The 17,702-nt window shown below is 50.5% G+C and carries 14 protein-coding genes and 1 pseudogene; 6 read left to right on the top strand and 9 right to left on the bottom strand.

Annotated elements, in window-relative coordinates; all coding sequences use genetic code 11:
* The 3 genes and pseudogenes from LMED105_RS14260 to trxB form a co-directional block, all read right to left on the bottom strand.
* A partial coding sequence (locus LMED105_RS14260; RefSeq protein ID WP_008252616.1) for an alpha/beta fold hydrolase occupies positions 1-497 on the bottom strand: 497 nt, incomplete at its 3' end.
* A 26-nt stretch (positions 498-523) separates the two neighbouring features.
* On the bottom strand, positions 524-1,165 hold the full coding sequence (locus LMED105_RS14255) for a Smr/MutS family protein (protein ID WP_008252614.1): 642 nt from the start codon (positions 1,163-1,165) through the stop codon (positions 524-526).
* A gap of 31 nt (positions 1,166-1,196) precedes the next feature.
* A pseudogene (gene trxB / locus LMED105_RS14250) lies at positions 1,197-2,160 on the bottom strand (thioredoxin-disulfide reductase).
* A gap of 108 nt (positions 2,161-2,268) precedes the next feature.
* On the opposite strand from trxB, the gene LMED105_RS14245 reads away from it, so the two are divergent.
* The 4 genes from LMED105_RS14245 to serS all read left to right on the top strand — a co-directional run bounded on the left by LMED105_RS14245 (position 2,269) and on the right by serS (position 8,043).
* Positions 2,269-4,581, top strand: coding sequence for a DNA translocase FtsK (locus LMED105_RS14245; RefSeq protein ID WP_008252607.1), 2,313 nt, complete (start codon positions 2,269-2,271; stop codon positions 4,579-4,581).
* 136 nt (positions 4,582-4,717) lie between these two features.
* Entirely contained in the window at positions 4,718-5,320 is a 603-nt protein-coding gene (gene lolA / locus LMED105_RS14240; RefSeq protein ID WP_198006866.1) for an outer membrane lipoprotein chaperone LolA, read from the top strand.
* The gene (locus LMED105_RS14235) at positions 5,317-6,669 is read left to right on the top strand and encodes a replication-associated recombination protein A (RefSeq protein WP_008252604.1); all 1,353 of its coding nucleotides are present in this window, start codon (positions 5,317-5,319) and stop codon (positions 6,667-6,669) included. The genes lolA and LMED105_RS14235 overlap by 4 nt, the downstream gene beginning before the upstream one ends.
* A gap of 84 nt (positions 6,670-6,753) precedes the next feature.
* A complete protein-coding gene (gene serS / locus LMED105_RS14230) occupies positions 6,754-8,043 on the top strand; it encodes a serine--tRNA ligase (protein WP_008252602.1) in 1,290 nt (429 codons plus the stop codon).
* A 22-nt stretch (positions 8,044-8,065) separates the two neighbouring features.
* On the opposite strand, the gene LMED105_RS14225 is transcribed toward serS, so the two are convergent.
* The 3 genes from LMED105_RS14225 to LMED105_RS16535 form a co-directional block, all read right to left on the bottom strand.
* Positions 8,066-9,382: an MFS transporter gene (locus LMED105_RS14225; protein ID WP_008252601.1), complete on the bottom strand. Its 1,317-nt coding sequence runs from the start codon at positions 9,380-9,382 to the stop codon at positions 8,066-8,068.
* 82 nt (positions 9,383-9,464) lie between these two features.
* Positions 9,465-10,034: a hypothetical protein gene (locus tag LMED105_RS16850; RefSeq protein WP_156799712.1), complete on the bottom strand. Its 570-nt coding sequence runs from the start codon at positions 10,032-10,034 to the stop codon at positions 9,465-9,467.
* A gap of 210 nt (positions 10,035-10,244) precedes the next feature.
* Positions 10,245-10,637, bottom strand: coding sequence for a GIY-YIG nuclease family protein (locus LMED105_RS16535; RefSeq protein WP_198006865.1), 393 nt, complete (start codon positions 10,635-10,637; stop codon positions 10,245-10,247).
* Positions 10,638-10,865: 228 nt separating this feature from the next.
* Between LMED105_RS16535 and LMED105_RS14210 the strand changes: the two genes are divergently transcribed.
* Entirely contained in the window at positions 10,866-11,591 is a 726-nt protein-coding gene (locus LMED105_RS14210) for an NYN domain-containing protein (RefSeq protein ID WP_083797220.1), read from the top strand.
* A gap of 57 nt (positions 11,592-11,648) precedes the next feature.
* On the opposite strand, the gene LMED105_RS14205 is transcribed toward LMED105_RS14210, so the two are convergent.
* Both LMED105_RS14205 and LMED105_RS14200 read right to left on the bottom strand, forming a co-directional pair.
* A complete protein-coding gene (locus LMED105_RS14205; RefSeq protein ID WP_008252593.1) occupies positions 11,649-13,328 on the bottom strand; it encodes a long-chain fatty acid--CoA ligase in 1,680 nt (559 codons plus the stop codon).
* A gap of 76 nt (positions 13,329-13,404) precedes the next feature.
* On the bottom strand, positions 13,405-14,049 hold the full coding sequence (locus LMED105_RS14200; protein WP_008252591.1) for a glutathione binding-like protein: 645 nt from the start codon (positions 14,047-14,049) through the stop codon (positions 13,405-13,407).
* A 122-nt stretch (positions 14,050-14,171) separates the two neighbouring features.
* Between LMED105_RS14200 and LMED105_RS14195 the strand changes: the two genes are divergently transcribed.
* Positions 14,172-15,770: a hypothetical protein gene (locus LMED105_RS14195; protein ID WP_156799710.1), complete on the top strand. Its 1,599-nt coding sequence runs from the start codon at positions 14,172-14,174 to the stop codon at positions 15,768-15,770.
* A 15-nt stretch (positions 15,771-15,785) separates the two neighbouring features.
* On the opposite strand, the gene LMED105_RS14190 is transcribed toward LMED105_RS14195, so the two are convergent.
* Positions 15,786-17,699, bottom strand: coding sequence for an ABC-F family ATP-binding cassette domain-containing protein (locus LMED105_RS14190; protein ID WP_008252587.1), 1,914 nt, complete (start codon positions 17,697-17,699; stop codon positions 15,786-15,788).
* Positions 17,700-17,702: the final 3 nt, after the last annotated feature.

The following is a 17,702-nucleotide window of genomic DNA, read 5'->3' as shown; positions in this document are numbered from 1 at the left end:
GGCATTGGCAGCTTCGGGTTGTTGGTGCTCGACATCAAAGTGACCAGTTTTCCGATTTTCTCGGGCGCCTTGGCAGCCACAATTTGCGAGATCATGCCGCCCATTGAAATACCGAGCAGGTGAGGGCGCTTCAATTCAAGTGCATCAATCAGGCCAATTGCATCGTTGGCCATGGTATCTAGCTTGTAATTGGTCGGCGTTGGCAGGCCCAGTTTGTTGCGAATGAAAGTGGCTGGCACATTCACTTTCATGCTGGTCGGGTGTTGATCAGTCAAACCAATGTCGCGGTTGTCAAACCGAACCAGCCGATAGCCTCGCTGCAGCAAAGGTGCGCAAAACTCATCATTCCACATGGTGAGTTGACAGCCCAGACCGGCCACCATAAAAATAGTCTCGCCGTCAGTGGGCCCTGCGCTTTCCCAGGCCATATTCAGGCCAGTGGTGCTGGATTTGGCAAAACCCTGTTGCCATTCAATGGGGTTACTGGCCGCTTTCATGTGTGCTGTCTCCGTGGTGTGTCTTGTTATTGTCGGGCTTTGAGTATGACCAGCAAGGCGCCGGCGCCGCCGTCACGCGGTGGAGCCTGGCAAAAAGCGAGAACCTCGTCTTTTTGCACCAGCCAGCGTTTTACTTTTTCTTTCAGCACGGGTTCTTTGCCAATCGAACCCAAGCCCTTGCCGTGAATGATTCTGACACAACGAATGTCATGTTTTACACTGGACCGCAGAAACTCACCCACGGCAGTGCGTGCTTCATCCGAGCGCAACCCATGCAAGTCTATTTGGGCCCGTATAACCCATTGCCCTTTCCGAAGTTTTTTCAAGGCCTCTATGCCAACACCATTGCGCCGATACGAGAGTTTGTCGTCCGTTTCCAGAAACCGCTCAACATCCATTTCGTCGGAAATACTTTCCCACAGTACCGCTTCGTCATCGAGCTCACGTTGCCGGGCAATTGGGGCCGGTTTTTCCAGTTCGTGAATTTTAAGGTTGGTGTTGGAAAGCGGGGTGACATCGCGAACCAGTTTTTTGAATAGATTCGCTTCGTCTTGCAGTTTCTTGAGTTCAGCTGCCTTCATTTTCTCTTGACGCTCAGCTTCCAGGCGCTGCTCTTTGAGCGAGCGCCTGACGCCTTCAAGATCGGCCATGGAGGTCAGCTTTTTCAATCCATTTCTACCGAAGAAAGAAGGGAGGAATTTAGCCTTCCTGAGCCTCAAGCCAGCGCTGTGCGTCCAGTGCTGCCATGCAGCCGGTGCCGGCACTGGTAATCGCTTGGCGATACACATGGTCTTGTACGTCGCCTGCGGCAAAAACGCCCTCAATGGTGGTCATGGTGGCCAAGCCGTTCAAGCCACTGCGGGTCGTGATGTAGCCGTTCTTCATCTCGATCTGACCTTCGAAGATGTCGGTGTTGGGTTTGTGGCCAATTGCAATAAACACTCCTTGAAGCGCCAAGTCCTGGGTTTCGCCGGTTTTTGTGGATTTAATGCGAGCACCATTCACGCCCATTTCATTGCCCAGCACTTCATCGAGTGTGAAATCGGTTTTCAGTTCGATTTTTCCCTCTTTTACCTTGTCCATCATCTTGTCGATCAAAATGGCCTCGGCCTTGAATTTGTCGCGTCGGTGAATCACGGTGACCTTCTTGGCGATATTACTCAGGTACAGCGCTTCCTCAACGGCGGTATTGCCACCACCCACCACGCAAACTTCCTGGTTGCGGTAGAAAAAACCATCGCAAGTGGCACAGGCCGATACGCCTTTGCCGGCAAACTCTTCCTCAGAAGGTAGCCCCAAGTACATGGCACTGGCACCGGTTGCAATAATCAAGGCATCGCAGGTGTACACGCCCGAGTCACCTTTTAGCGTGAATGGACGTTGTTGCAGTTCAACCGTGTGAATGTGGTCGAAAATGATTTCAGTATTGAAACGCTCGGCATGGGCCAGGAAGCGGCTCATCAGTCGGGGCCTTGCACGCCTTCTGCGTCGCGGGCCCATTGTCCACATCTGGGATCGTCATTAGTTGGCCGCCCTGGGCCATGCCAGTGATCAAAACAGGGTTCAAATTGGCGCGGGCGGCGTACACTGCAGCAGTGTATCCGGCGGGGCCAGACCCCAAAATCAGTACTTTGGCGTGGCGTGGCGTGTTAGAACTGGTCATTGCTACCTCTTTTGTGCTTCAAATGGTGTCTGTTCAAGATATTTCTCTCGAACTTTGTCAGAATACAGACTTCAATTATATGCTGCATTGCGGGCTACTCTTATTACAGTGAATTCCAGGACCACACAAAATACAGGCACCCTTCGGATCAGCAAGTTGTTGCTGGAAATCCGCTGGCTGTGCCTGCTTGTTTTTTCCATCTACCTGTTTCTGATTCTGGTGTCGCACAGCAGCAGCGACGACAGCTTTTCTCACGAATCAGGCAGCAACGTTGTCAGCAATTTTGGCGGGGCCGTGGGGGCCCATCTGTCTGATTTGTTGTTCTTCATCGCGGGTTATTCCGCCTACGCTTTACTGGGCTTGTCTTTCTTCATGTTGTGGCGTGCCAGAAAAATGGTCGATGCCATTGAGCTGCCAGGCTTCAGCGAGCCTTTGCCCAAGTGGATTGCGTGGGTTCGGCCAATCGGCTTTATCGCGTTGTGGGTGGGGCTAATGGGGCTTGAGTCTTTGTCTATCTTCAAAGGCGAGGGCTTGCCCGCGGGTGCTGGTGGTGTTGTTGGGCAAACCATTTCAAGCATTTTTCAGCAGTTGCTGGGCCTATCGGGCGCAGTCATGTTGCTGCTGCTGTGCACAGCAGCAGGCCTTAGCGGTTTGCTGGGCTTGAGTTGGGCAGTCATGGCCGAACGCGTAGGCGGCTTTCTTGAAGGTTTGGTATTCAAAACCAAAGAGCTGGTTACTGCTTACTTTGACCGCAAAGAAGGCAAAAAAGTCGCTTTGGCCCGCGTGGAAAAAGTAGAACAAAAACGCGAAAAGTTTGAAGAACACAAACCCATTCGCATCGAACCAGTGGCAGTGCCAGTCGAACCGTCAGTACAAGCCATTAAAGAAAAGCAACAGCCCTTGTTTGCTGAGCTGACCGAGACCGAGTTGCCGCCCCTGGGTTTGCTCGACGATGCGCCTGCGGCCATTGAGACGGTTTCTGCCGATACCCTGGAATACACCTCCCGACTGATTGAGAAGAAGTTAAGTGACTTTGGCGTGCAAGTACAGGTGATGGCGGCACAGCCCGGCCCGGTGATTACGCGCTTTGAAGTGGAGCCCGCAGCCGGTGTGAAGGGATCGCAGGTTGTCAACCTGGCCAAAGATCTGGCCCGCGCACTGAGCTTGGTGTCCATTCGCGTGGTTGAAACCATTTATGGCAAGAACCTGATGGGGCTGGAATTGCCAAACCCGCGGCGCCAGGTGGTGAAACTGACTGAAATTTTGGGTTCACAGGTGTACAGCACCAACAAATCGCCAGTGACCATGGCTTTGGGTAAAGACATTGCAGGCAAGCCGGTGGTGGCCGATTTGGCCAAGATGCCACACCTGTTGGTGGCAGGTACTACAGGTTCCGGTAAATCGGTGGGTATTAACGCCATGATCCTGTCGCTGCTCTACAAAAGCGGTGCCGAAGATGTGCGCTTGATTCTGATTGATCCAAAAATGCTTGAAATGAGCGTTTACGAAGGGATTCCACACCTGCTGTGCCCGGTGGTCACCGACATGCGCCAAGCCGCCAACGCCCTGAATTGGGCTGTGGGTGAAATGGAAAAGCGCTACCGACTGATGAGCAAAATGGGTGTGCGTAACCTGGCAGGCTACAACGTTAAAATTGCCGAGGCGAAGAAAAACGGCACCAGCATTCCAAACCCGTTCAGCCTGACGCCCGATGCGCCAGAGCCATTGGACACCTTGCCGATGCTGGTGATTGTGATTGACGAGCTCGCCGACCTGATGATGGTTGTGGGCAAGAAAATTGAAGAACTGATTGCACGTTTGGCCCAAAAAGCCCGCGCTGCAGGTATTCATCTGATTTTGGCCACGCAACGGCCCTCGGTTGATGTAATTACCGGCTTGATCAAAGCCAATATTCCAACCCGAATCGCGTTTCAAGTTTCATCGAAAATCGATTCACGTACCATTCTCGACCAAATGGGCGCTGAAGCGCTTTTGGGGCAGGGTGATATGTTGTACCTGCCACCAGGTTCGGGCGTTCCACAGCGTGTTCATGGTGCCTTTGTATCTGATGAAGAAGTGCACCGCGTGGTTGAATACCTCAAAGAGAAGGGCGGCGAGCCCAATTATATTGAAGGCATTCTGGAGGGTGGCACCACGGAAGAAGGTGGTAACGCCAGCATGGATGCGACCGCCGGCAGTTTTGATGGTGAAAAAGACGCCTTGTATGATCAAGCCGTGGGCATCGTTCTGAAGCATCGAAGGGCATCCATTTCATTCGTTCAGCGCCATTTGCGGATTGGTTATAACCGCGCGGCACGTCTGCTTGAAAGCATGGAACAGGCTGGACTAGTGTCAGCCATGCAGTCCAACGGCAACCGCGAGATTTTGGCGCGCGCAGAAGCTGGCCAGGATGATGACTAAGCGCGTCGCGCCTGGATGAATCATCAAGTTTGGTAAAGCCTGTTTACCCCTCGCGTGTGCGCGCGTTATTCGGGGTAGGGCAACTCACAGGAAGTACATAAAGATGCGAATTCACAAGTTTTTTTCACAATCCTTGATGGCACTACTGATCAGCACGGGTGCAGTGGGTTCGGCTTGGGCCTCTGCCCAGGATGCCTTGAACAACTTTGTCAAAAACCGGGGTTTCGCAGAAGGGCAGTTTTCTCAGGTTGTTATTTCTCCCAGCGGCGCGGTGAAGCAACGTGGCACCGGCGAATTTACTTTTTCACGGCCGGGAAAATTCCGCTGGGAAATCAAGAAACCTTATCCCTTGCTGCTGTTGTCCAACGGTAGCAGCGTGGTTTCTTACGACGAAGACATGGGTCATGCCACACAGAAACCGATCGGTAATGCGATGGATTCAACACCAGTGGCTTTGTTGTTTGGTAGCAAAGACGTCGACAAACTGTTTAATCTGAAAGATGAAGGCATGAAAGACGGCAAGGAGTGGTTGGTCATTCGCCCCAAGGACAAAGACAGCCTGTTTGACTATGCGCGTATTGGCTGGAAAGACGGCTTGCCTGTGAACCTTGAAATTCACGATGCCTTGGGGCAAGTTACCCAACTTGAATTAAGCAATTGGGATTTTTCCAAACAAAGGCCTGCCGGTTTTTTTGACTTCAAAGCCCCAGCCGGTGTGGACCTTATCAAAACGCAATGACCCCCGATCTGTTTGGCGACAGCACTGATAAACCTGCCTCACCTGTGAATCAGGGCGGGGTTGCGGGTTCAGTGCCGCTCGCCGAGCGCATTCGGCCAAGCACCTTGGCCGAGGTGGTGGGGCAAACCCACTTGTTGGGTGCGGGTAAACCTCTTACCTTGCTGTTCGAACAACAGCATGTTCACTCCCTGATATTGTGGGGCCCACCCGGGGTGGGTAAAACCACCTTGGCACGCTTGTTGGCAGGTGCGGCAAAAGCGCAGTTTATTGCATTGTCCGCGGTGCTTTCGGGCGTGAAGGAAATTCGCGCTGCAATCGACCAAGCCAGTGAGTACGCCCGGGCTGGCAAGTCCACCATTTTGTTCATCGATGAAATTCACCGCTTCAACAAATCGCAGCAAGATGCCTTGCTGCCGTTTGTGGAATCGGGGCTGGTGACCTTTATTGGCGCCACCACTGAAAACCCTTCTTTTGAAGTGAATTCAGCCTTGCTGTCGCGCTCGCAGGTTTATGTGCTGAACAGCTTGAATTCAAACGATTTCACGCATTTACTGAAACGGGCACAGGCTGAATTGGGCACCGAAATTGCTGTAGACAACGATGCATTCGAGGCACTGTGCAGTTACGCCGACGGAGACGCTCGCCGTTTTCTGAATTTGGTGGAAATTACACTGCTTCAAACCAAAGCACAGGGCTTGAACAAGCTCGATTTGCCAGCCTTAAAGCAAATTGCACCCTCACAGATTCGTCGTTTCGACAAAGGGGGCGATGCTTTTTACGATCAAATCTCAGCTCTTCACAAATCGGTGCGCGGTTCCGACCCCGATGCAGCGCTTTACTGGTTCTGCCGCATGCTGGATGGCGGGGCAGACCCGCGCTACATGGCCCGCCGAATTGTGCGCATGGCTTGGGAAGACATTGGCCTGGCCGATCCCCGCGCTTTTACTATCGCGAATGAAGCGGCGCAGACCTATGAACGGCTGGGTAGCCCAGAGGGTGAATTGGCTTTGGCCCAATGCGTGCTATACCTGGCCATTGCTGCAAAAAGCAATGCCGGTTACAACGCCTACAAACAAGCCATGGCGCATGTGAAGCAAAGCAGTACCATGCCGGTGCCCATGCACCTACGCAATGCACCCACCAAGTTGATGAAGGAACTGGGGCATGGCAGTGCTTATCGCTATGCACACGACGAGGAAGCAGGGCATGCTGCTGGAGAAAACTATTGGCCCGAAGGCATGCAAGTACCAAAGTTTTATGAGCCGACAGACCGGGGGCTGGAGAGTAAAATTGCTGAAAAGTTGAATTGGCTCGCCCAACGCAACGCGGATGCCCGCCAAAAAAAGTAAGAAGCGCCCACATCGGCCCACACCGGGCTTGAAGTTTTAGTACCATCACCGCTATTCACACCAACCGCATTTCGAGAAATTTTCATGCTAGACATTCAATTGCTTCGCAAAGACCTGACCAATGTGGCAGAACGACTGGCTCAACGTGGCTATAGCCTCGACATCGAGCAATTCAACGCGCTGGAAGGCAAACGCAAGCAGCTGCAAACCAGCACTGAAGAATTGCAGGCCAAGCGAAACAGCATGTCCAAGCAGATTGGGCAGTTAAAAGCCAAAGGTGAAGATGTGTCGGCGGTCATGGCTGAAGTGGCCGGTCTGGGCGATGAATTGAAGCGCAACGAGACAGATTTGGCGGCCTTGCAAGAAGAGGTCAACGCATTTTTATTGAACATTCCCAATTTGCCGCATGAGTCGGTACCTGCAGGTAAATCGGAAGAAGACAATATTGAATTGCGCCGATGGGGGACGCCTGCCCAGTTCGACTTTGAAGTCAAAGACCATGTGGATCTAGGCGAGAAGCTTGGACTCGATTTCGAGACTGCCGCCAATTTGTCAGGTTCACGTTTTGCTGTACTGAAGGGGCAAATTGCCAAGCTACACCGTGCTTTGGCGCAGTTCATGCTTGATACCCACACCGAACAGCATGGCTACACCGAACACTACACGCCGTATATTGTGCGTGGCGAAACGCTAAAGGGCACTGGTCAGCTTCCAAAGTTTGCGGATGATCTATTTTCGGTGAAGAAGGGTGGAGAAGAGGGCACTTCAGAGCCTTTGTACCTGATTCCAACCGCCGAAGTGACTTTGACCAATCTGGTGGCCGATCAAATTTTGAAAGCAAGCGATCTGCCCATCAAAATGACGGCGCATTCACCCTGTTTCCGTTCCGAGGCCGGCAGCTATGGCCGTGACACCCGTGGCCTGATCCGCCAGCACCAATTCGACAAGGTTGAAATGGTGCGCATTGAAAACCCTGAGAACTCCTACGCAGCGCTGGATGAAATGACCCAGCATGCAGAAAACATTCTGCAAAAACTGGGTTTGCCCTACCGGGTCATCGTTCTGTGCACTGGCGACATGGGTTTTGGGTCGACCCGCACGCACGACATTGAAGTGTGGTTGCCTGCTCAGAACACCTACCGTGAAATTTCCTCTTGCTCGAATTGCGAAACTTTTCAGGCACGCCGCATGAAAGCCCGCTTTAAAAACGAGGCTGGCAAGTCCGAATTCGTACACACATTGAATGGCTCAGGCTTGGCAGTTGGGCGCACCTTGGTGGCGGTGCTTGAGAATTACCAGCAAGCTGATGGTTCTGTAAAAGTGCCTGAGGCGCTGCAGCCCTACATGGGTGGAAAAACCGTGCTCAAACCTTGATGTTGGTGGTTTAAGAACGGTTTTAAGCGCGCTGTGCCGGTAGAAGCAGGGGGCACAGTGCGCAAGCAACTGCTGATAAGCCGCTGAAAGCCCACAACATGCCCTGTGTATTTTGCCCGGCAATCAGACTTACCACCGCACCTACAATCAAAATCAGGAATCCGATCGATGTGTTGCTGACCGCTACATAGGCTGAACGGGTTTCGGCAGTGGCCATGTCCACCAGCAAGGTTTTTCTACCCAACCGTACGCCGGCCAGGCACACGGAGGTCAGGAAATAAGCAGTAACAAACAGCAACAAGGCATTAAATTCAATTTTCAATTGCAACATCAGCAATACGACTACCCCAACCAAGGCATTGACTCCACTGGCGATTGCCATCAAAGTGCGGCTTGAATAATCGGCCAAACGCCCCCACACATAACCCGATACCGTATTGGCCAGCCCGGAAACAATTAAAAACAGGCCGATCAACGCGGCGTTGCCCAATGTATTCTGGGCAATGATGATCAAAATGGGCGCACCCAGCGACACACTCAACAGCAGGGTACGAACAATCACAAAATTGCGGAAAGGTTTGTCTTCTTTCAGCAAGCGCAGGGATTTCAAGGCCTCTATGCCTGCATTACCGCCGCCTTCAGTTGCGCCGGGCTCTTCCCGAATAGCCCAAATGGCCAAGGAGGCAACTATCCAACACAGCCCGGCAATACCAAAGAGACTGGCCAAGATCAGTTCATTGTTCTTGATTTGATTGTAGAAACCCAGATTAAGCCCCAACAGCAGGGTAAACAGGCCTGAAACGCTGGTCGCCAACCCCATCAACGTGCCACGCCTTGACTTCGACACGGTTTTTCCAAGTACGTCTTTTGCCGCAACGGAGCATATACCCCGTGAAAAGCTGAAAACTATCAGGGCACTGAACACCAGCCAGCTTGCACTTTCCGCTGACAAATCTAAAAACAAGGTAAATGCGCATGCCCAAAGCGAAAAACCGCTGAGCAAACCCCCGAGCATCCAAACATATTTTCTTAAGGCCTTCGCTCTTATTTTTGCGGCGATAAACAACTGGGGGAGCAACACGCCTGACTCGCGGATAGGTACTGCCAAAGACACCAGCAGCAATGGTGCCCCCAATAGACCAAGCACCCACGGAAAAACCAGGCGTGCACTGGCTATCTCATCGGCCAGTTTGGTGAAAAAGTTACTTAGCAAGTGAAGAAAAAAATTGACAGGTTGGTGTTTGCAGGACTCATCAGGAATGTCCTTACAAACACGTGCATCTTCATCGCCGGTAATCAGATCGTACAAAGCCGTGGCGGCAGGTTTGGATTTTTGCATGGCGATACTTTATCAACTAAAAAGGCACCCTAAGGTGCCTTTTTAATCAAAACTTGATGTGGTCGGTCACTGAATGAGCAACTTACTGCGCGCCAACGGTGGCTTTGATGGCGGCTATAAACTTCTCGCTTTGGGTGATGTTGCTGACCGTGGCTTCAAGGCCGTGGCGAGCAGATGCAAGGCGAATAAATCGCTCCATGCGGCGGGTTTCGTGTTTATTCCAACGAACCGTGAATGAGACAACCCGGTTGTTGTCAATCCAGACATTGCTTGGTTTGAGGAACATGAAGTCGCCCAAAGCCACTTTTGGCAGGCCAACCTGACCGCTGGCATCCACCCCGTTGAATTGAACCAGTAGGGGAGTCCCATTCTGAAGCCAACTGTTATTTTCAATGGCGTCACAGAAAATAGAGCAGGTCGACCAAGTCAACCCACTATAACGAACCATAAATGCCAATCTGGACTCTTCAAAGTTATCAGTGACGTCTGAACCAACTGCAGCCAGATCTTCAGGTTTTACTTTAAGTGCCAGGAGTTCTTGCTCAAGCGTACTATAGGCTATGCTCGATCGAATTTGATCCGGAATAGGCTTAACCTGTAACCAGTGGAACAGGCAATAAGACCGAGTCAAACGCTCTGCAATCGAACTCATGGTGAACTCCTGAAAAACATGCTGCAACGTTATTGGTACTGGGCTCGGAGTTTTTCAGATTCATACCGAGGCTCTAACCAATTTCCCTTGACTTTACGAACAATCAACAATTGAACGTCCTGTTGTTTTGTCTGTGATTTGCAAGGAAAGGTTCAATTATTGTTAACGCTGAAACCTGAAATTGGAATACCAATTTTTCAAATAATTTGCTTACGCTGCTTTTTCTTGATCTTTCGAGGGTTCTCCCACTCTTTTAACTGAATATTCGTTTAAAAATTGGGGTAACAAATTGTCCCAATCGGGATTCAAGGATTCAATCAACAACAAGCGCATATCGCGTGGCCAGTTCCGTACGCGGCGAAGTCGGGCCACAAATTTGTCGTGGTCAGTCCAAACTTCGAAGTAAACAAGACGATCGAGGCGATGGTAGTGTGCATAGTCTCGGCGAAGCCCCTGAATGTGCTCGTCCATGCGGGTAAGCAGACAGTTGGTGTCCCCCAGATAAAGCGGGCCGTTGGGCTTGCTGTTCGACAAAATGTATAGCCAGTATTTGTCTTGCTTTCTCGCGGTCTCGTTTAAGCCACTGTCCAGATTTTTGCTCAATTCATCCTCCGCACCATCGGGCTGTAGGGGCAATAAGTGGTTGTAAGTACAATACTTATTGATTGTATGTGTATTGCTGATTTTGCTGTGCGAGTTTCTCCCTCTTAATGGGTGCTGCCATCGCTATTTTTGACGGATATTCGGTGGTAATATATTTGTGGACAATTATTTCTTAATGCCGAAATAAATTTGGCAGTTTGATTATTTATATATTTATCAAAGGCTTATATGCTTACAGCTATCCTCGTGGATGGTCCGTTCTTCATTCGCAGAATTCGCCAAATTTTCCCTAGTTCGGTACACCATGATGCAAAAGTCATGGCTGATCTGGTGTGGCGCTTGTCTGCTGCTCATTTGTTTGAACGCAATCAACCGAAGCGCCATTTGTTCCGAATTTTTTTCTACGACACACCTGTATTCACGCAGCGCGTAACCCTGCCGGTGTCCAGGCAACAAATAGATTTGTCCAAATCAAAAGAGGGGCAATTTCGGGTCGCGTTTCAGCGGCAATTGCAAAGAAAGCGGAAATTGGCAGTCAAACTAGGTGAGGCACGTGAGGCGGACACCTGGAAATTGAATGAGGATGCCCTGGCCGATTTGCTGGGCAAAAGGATTACTGTAGATGATCTGGCTGATGAGGATTTCACACCCGATTCGCACCCCAAGGGGATTGAATTGAGAATGGGTGTAGATCTTGCAACCTTGGCTTACAAACGTCAGGTTCAACAGGTGGTGTTATTGACTGGAGATGGCGCTTTTTCAAGTGCAGCAGAACTGTTGCGCCACGAAGGTGTTGATGTGGTGCTAGACCCGATGTGGCAAAACATTTCTGAGGATTTGTTCTCCTACATTGATGGGTTGCGGTCAACCTGCCCCCCACCCGACAGGGCAGCCGACTTTTTGGCCCGAATCGGATCCGATAACTACGATCACGATGATCTGCCCGCGGAGTAAAAAAAGCCCACTTGAAAGTGGGCTTTTTTCATTCATCACGAGGTTGGGCAAATTAAATTAATCCCCCATCCCCTCCGCATAAAGATCATTAATTCGATCCTTGAAAGCTTCAATTACCTTCACGCGTTTTACCTTGAGGGTGGGTGTCAAAAGACCATTGTCTACCGTCCAAGGTTCTTTGGTGGTGATAATGCGGCGCACGCGAATATAGCGTGGCAGGTGCTGCAAACGCTCATTGGCGCGTTTAATCAACTCTTTTTCATTGGAGTTGGCAGTCACAGCAATCATGCCGATAAATGGGCGCCCCTCGCCGATCAAAACGATTTGTTCAAAAACATCGTCACCAATAATGGCCATTTCTGCGTCTTGAGGAGAAAACTTCTCTCCATTGGACAAAACCATGATGTCTTTGATTCGACCTCGAATATAAATTCGTTTGTCCTTGATTTCAGCCACATCACCGGTGTGCAACCAACCGTCTGAATCGATCGCAGTTTTGGTGGCTTCCTCATTTTGCCAATACCCCAACATGATATTGGGGCCGCGTGCCAGCAATTCGTCATTTTCACCGAGCATGACCTCCACATTCGGTAAAGCAGGACCCACCGATTCAGGCACATTGCCCTCGGGACGATTAACCGAAATTACCGGGCAGGCTTCTGTCATGCCATAGCCGTGAAGAATCGGAAGTCCCATGGCAATAAACGCTTTGGCAATGGTGCTGTCCAGTGCAGCACCACCCACCACGGCCAAACGCAAGCGTCCACCCAACCTTTCTAGAATAGGTTGTGCCACTTTCGCACGCAACAAGGGGAGTTGAAAGTGATCAACAATGCCACCTTTGCCTTGTTCCATTCGCCAGCCCACATCCACCAGTTTTTCGAATGCTTTTCGCTTGAAACGCGAGTCTTTGACGGAGGCCTGAATACGGCCGTAAAACTTTTCAAAAATACGCGGAACTGCAAACAGCACAGTGGGTGCCTGGGTTGCAAGGTCTTCGGGTAACTGGTTAATACCACGTGCGTAAATGACTTTTGCACCTACACGCAAGGGCAGGTAGTAACCACCGGTGCGCTCGAACATGTGCGACATGGGCAGGAAGGACAGAAACACGTCTTCTGGTTTTGCGATGTCCAGCTGGAAGCAGCTGTCCACATTGGCAATCACGTTTTTGTGCGACAACATGACACCTTTGGGGCGCCCCGATGTGCCCGAGGTGTAGCAAATTGTAGCCAGCGTGTTTTGTTCAAGATCGAGAAGTTCAAAAGGCTCCAGTTTTTTATCCAGACTTTTCAGCACATGGTTCGCATTTTCCACGCCATCGGCTTCTTTTTCGATGTCTGACTTGATCGACAACACGCGAACGTCTTTCAGGTTTTCTTTCAACAGATTACGGGCGATACGGTCGTTTTCAACCACCACGGCACGCGAACCCGAATCTTGAATGCAATACGCGATATTGCTGGCATTGTCGTCCACATAAAGCGGCACTGACACCAAGCCCATCGCCACGGCACCTTGGTCAAACGCCACCCAGTGCACACTGTTTTTCAAGCAAATGGCGACCCTGTCGCCGGGCTGCAAACCCATGGATCGGAAAAAGGCTTGCCAGGAACGTGCAAAGTCGATCATTTCCCGTGCTTTGAAATCAACCCACTCGTTGTCTATGAACTGACGGTATAACACGCGATTGGGGGTGTCATCGTGTTGAAACAAGAATGTGGCGATGTTCGCCATAAGGAGGTCTCCCAAATTTCTGTTTTTATAAAATTGACCGTAGTGTACTGAACAGTTTAAGGATTGATAAGAACACTCATTCTAGATTTGTATTCAAGGCCTTGATGACGGCTGGACGGGCACTTAACGCCTCATACCATTTGTGCACTGCAGGATAATCACTTAGCTCAATCCCCTGGCGTTGCCAACGATAAACCCAAGGATACAAAGCCATGTCTGCAATCGAATAATCATCACCCGCAATATAAGAATATTCACTGAGCTGTTTGTTGATTACTTCGTAAAGTCTTTTGGCTTCATTGGTGTATCGATTGATAGCATATTCAATTGGTTCAGGCGCGTAAATCCGAAAATGATGGGCCTGCCCCAGCATAGGACCCACGCCGCCCATTTGAAACATTAGCCATTGAATGATTGAGAGGCGTTCTCGGTGACTATTACCGAAAAACTTGCCTGTTTTCTCGGCTAGATAAATCAGAATGGCACCACTTTCAAAGAGCGCGAGTGGTTTTCCGTCGGGGCCATTCGGGTCGATGATTGCGGGTATTTTATTGTTGGGACTGAATTTCAGGAAATCAGGCTTGAATTGATCGCCCTTGCCGATATCCACTGCAATCGGTTTCCAGGAAAGTCCCATTTCCTCGCAGGCGATGTGAATTTTGTAGCCATTGGGGGTTGTCCAGGTGTAAACCTCGATCGGTTCATTTTGCGGAGTATTCAATCAAAGCTCTCCAGTGATACAAGTGGGCTAACACGTTCGTGTTAGGTCATTTCAAGGATACCTCACTCAATGTTGGCATGCGTATGCTAACGCTTACTGTAACAATTGAACTGAGAGTTGACATGCCGATTTTCTGGACTAAAGCCGCTCAAATGATTCGCCTGCCGATGCTTTCAGTTCTAGGAGCGTTGATCACGCTTTTGCCGCTGTCTGTTTTTAGTCTCGAAATTTCTACGCCAGTCGGAACCCAGCAAATTGGCCAAATCCTCGACTTGAAAAGTACTTTGAGTAATGTCCCACAAGGTGTTGAATCTCAATTGCGATCTACATGTTTAAGGGCTCGGATAAATACGCTGGAAAGCATGCCAGGCGGCTTTGAAGGCGCCGTTTCACGGGAAGTATTGGTTAACTTTGACCCCACGATACGTCGTGGGGGGGTGATAGAGTTCCGATCTGTTTCACCGGTCAACGATGCTGTGATTGAAATGGAGTTGGTGTCAGAGTGCCCATTAATTGTGTTCAACACCAAGTGGACGCTCATCATGAAACAGGGCGTGGCCGAGCGAAGCGGAGCGGTCATTTCAGGCCATGTCGGCATAGCATCTGCGTTTGACCCCGAAACCTCTTCTCTGTTGGCCAGCTCCCGTAAACCACCAAAACCACGGTTTGACACAAAACCAGCGTGGTTGAGTCAAGACGAGCGAAATGCAGCAAAGCCGAAGCCAATAGAGGATGAAACAAGCACGAATATTTTAACAACGGCGGAAAATATTGAGGAAGGCGACAATCCAGTGCTGAAGGTGGCCTCACTCAATCCAGATTTGTTTGGCGCTGGTCTCATCGAGAGTCGAAGGCAAACCACCGATGTGTCTGGTGGGCTTGGTTTGGATGAATACACCTCAAAAACAGACAGTTACAACGCAATTCAAGAATTCATGCTGCCGGTGTCATTGGCAATATCAGCTTTACTAATGATTGCTTTATTTCTTTACCGACGATATTCCGTTCGCAAAGCAGCCATTCAGTCATCGCTTAATCCTCAAGGTTACGACAGTGAACAAACCACATGTCCAGAGCCTCAGGATGTAGCCGCCATGAGTCGTGAACATGTGATCGCGTTTTCCTCTGAACCCGCATCGGTGTCAGTCGGTAGTCACCGGGTTTTGGAGTCATTAATTGGCAATGATGAGCAGGACTTTGATGATGAATTGAATTCATCTGCTCACACCATGACATCGGGTTCAATGAATCCTGCTTATCGATCGTCTCTAAAAATCAGTCTTGAATTGATTAATCGGGCAGACATTCCAAGCTGGAATCTGCCAGTGTCCTATCTGGGTTTGGTGGAATCAAGAAACAGATCACTTGAACTGCACAGAACGCTTGATGCTTTGTTGTTGAGAAGTCAAATTGGATTGATTGAATTGGCTTTTCAGGATGCCAAACAAGACCAGCTTACCCCGCCACAGTCTTCGCAGGAATTGCTGGAACAGGTACTAGGCGATCAGCTGCATGAGATAGAACTCAAGCCGACACTATGCGTGCCCGATGTCGTCAAAAGTCATGTGAGAGCCAAAATGTGCGAAATCGCGGGCGCCCAGAAGCGCCAGCTACTTCGAGAGAACCTGGTGAACTTGCACACCCAGGTTGTTAGCCCCGCACTTTGTTTCGATTCGAATGCATGGCGTGAATTCTTAAGCGAAGAGGGCATTCTCGATTAGCGATCACATGGCTAGTCAGGCAACGCCCGAAGACTCCTCCAATTGCTCAATCTCAAGCATCAATTCAAGCAGTTCATTTTCGGCGATCTCAAGGCGAGTGGCAATCAAGTGACGTTCATTGTGAAGCTCTGCTGCTTTTCTAGAATCGTCGGCTTTGCTGTAATCGCATTGCGCCAGGGATTCATCAAGCCTGGCCAGTCTCGGCTGGTCGGTCTCAATTTGCTTCTCAAGCTTTTTAACCTGATTACCCAGTTGTTTGATCCGCTGGTTCACTGCCTGCCTGTCTACAGGTGCAGCCACTACCACAACGGGTTTGTTGTTTGAATTGCCCTGTTTTGCATTGCGGTTTTCTGCACTGGTTTCTTTGCGCAACAGCTCTGCATAGTCATCCAGGTCGCCATCAAATTCGGTCACTGCACCTTGGTGCACGCGCCAGAAGCGATCAGTGATTGATTCCAGCAAATGCCGATCGTGGGAAACCATGACCAAGGCCCCCTCAAATTCCAGCAGGCTGCTTGCCAAGGCCTGGCGAGTGGCAATGTCCAGGTGGTTGGTGGGTTCATCAAGCAAGAGCAGGTTGGGGCGTTTGTAGGCCAAAAGAGCCAAGGCCAGGCGCGACTTTTCCCCGCCTGAAAAACTGCCAACCAATTGGCGAACTTTGTCATCTCGAAAATGATAGCGCGCTAGGAATTCTCGTGCCTTTTGTTCAGAAATTTGTCGCTCCAGGCGGGACATGTGCTGCAAAGGCGTGGCGTTCATGTCGAGCGACTCAATCTGGTCTTGCGCGAAGTAGCCATACACCAGCCCTTTACCCTCCACCCGGTCACCTCCCAACATGTTGAGTTCTCCCACCAAGGTTTTAACCAAGGTGGTTTTGCCATTGCCATTGGCCCCGAGCAGCCCGATGCGATCACCTGGGCGAAGCTCCAGACTGATGCTTTTTAGAATGGGGGCGGCGCCTTCATAGCCGCAATCGCTGCGGTTCAGTACCACCAATGGATCGGGGCTTTTGTGGGGCTCCATGAACGGAATTGCCACATGGGGTTCCACTTGCAAAGTTTCAATCAGCTTGATTTTTTCAAGACGTTTAACCCGGCTTTGTGCCTGCTTCGCCTTGCTGGCCTTGGCCTTGAAGCGATCTACAAATTTTTGCAGTTTCTCCATTTCGCCAGCGGCTTTTTTGTTGGCCTGGCTGACTTGGTCTGCACGCTCTGCAAACGCACGTTCAAACGCTGAGTATCCGCCTGTGTACTTGGTCAGTTTTTCATTGTTCAAGTGCACAGTGTGAGTACATACCTCGTCGAGAAAATCCCGATCGTGAGAAACCAGAATAACCGTGCTGTTAACCTGTTTGATCCACTGCTCGAGCCACACCACAGCTTCAATATCCAAGTGGTTGGTGGGTTCATCCAACAAGATCAGGTCGGCCCTGGAGCCCAATACTTTGGCCAGGTTCAAACGCATTTTCCAGCCACCGGAAAACTCGCCCACCTTTCGTTGCAGGTCTTCAGTTTTAAAACCCAGGCCGTGAAGAATGGTGGCCACTCGTGCTTCTGCGGTGTAGCCGTCCAGGTTTTCCAGTTCTTCGTACAAGTGGCCCAGTTGTTCCATGTCGCCACTTTCTTCAACTGCTTGAATTTTTTGGCGAACCTCGTGCAGAGCGCGGTCGCCTTCCAGCGCGAAATCAATCACGCTGAGATGATTGGCTGTAACCTCTTGGTCAATCCAGGAAAGGCGCCACACCTTGGGTAAGTCAATACTGCCTTGGTCAATGTGAAGTTCGCCAAGAAGTGCGCTTAGAAAACTGGATTTACCAGCGCCATTGTGGCCAATCAGGCCGACCTTTTCACCGGGAAACAGCGTGAGCTCAGCATTGGTTAGAATGGGCTTGCTGCCCCGCGCAATGCTGAGGTTGTTAATTTGAATCATTGA

Origin of the sequence: Limnobacter sp. MED105 (assembly GCF_000170915.1) — a bacterium.
Lineage (GTDB): Bacteria > Pseudomonadota > Gammaproteobacteria > Burkholderiales > Burkholderiaceae_B > Limnobacter.
Note: the sequence above shows the minus strand (reverse complement) of the source record. Positions and strands in the feature narration are given on the sequence as shown.

What these genes read in the sequence shown, in the direction of transcription:
- lolA (WP_198006866.1), top strand. Translation starts at nt 4,718, where the DNA reads ATGGCACTACTGATCAGCACGGGTGCAGTGGGTTCGGCTTGGGCCTCT.
- LMED105_RS14235 (WP_008252604.1), top strand. Translation starts at nt 5,317, where the DNA reads ATGACCCCCGATCTGTTTGGCGACAGCACTGATAAACCTGCCTCACCT.
- serS (WP_008252602.1), top strand. Translation starts at nt 6,754, where the DNA reads ATGCTAGACATTCAATTGCTTCGCAAAGACCTGACCAATGTGGCAGAA.
- LMED105_RS14225 (WP_008252601.1), bottom strand. Translation starts at nt 9,382, where the DNA reads ATGCAAAAATCCAAACCTGCCGCCACGGCTTTGTACGATCTGATTACC.
- LMED105_RS16850 (WP_156799712.1), bottom strand. Translation starts at nt 10,034, where the DNA reads ATGAGTTCGATTGCAGAGCGTTTGACTCGGTCTTATTGCCTGTTCCAC.
- LMED105_RS14210 (WP_083797220.1), top strand. Translation starts at nt 10,866, where the DNA reads ATGCTTACAGCTATCCTCGTGGATGGTCCGTTCTTCATTCGCAGAATT.
- LMED105_RS14205 (WP_008252593.1), bottom strand. Translation starts at nt 13,328, where the DNA reads ATGGCGAACATCGCCACATTCTTGTTTCAACACGATGACACCCCCAAT.
- LMED105_RS14195 (WP_156799710.1), top strand. Translation starts at nt 14,172, where the DNA reads ATGCCGATTTTCTGGACTAAAGCCGCTCAAATGATTCGCCTGCCGATG.
- LMED105_RS14190 (WP_008252587.1), bottom strand. Translation starts at nt 17,699, where the DNA reads ATGATTCAAATTAACAACCTCAGCATTGCGCGGGGCAGCAAGCCCATT.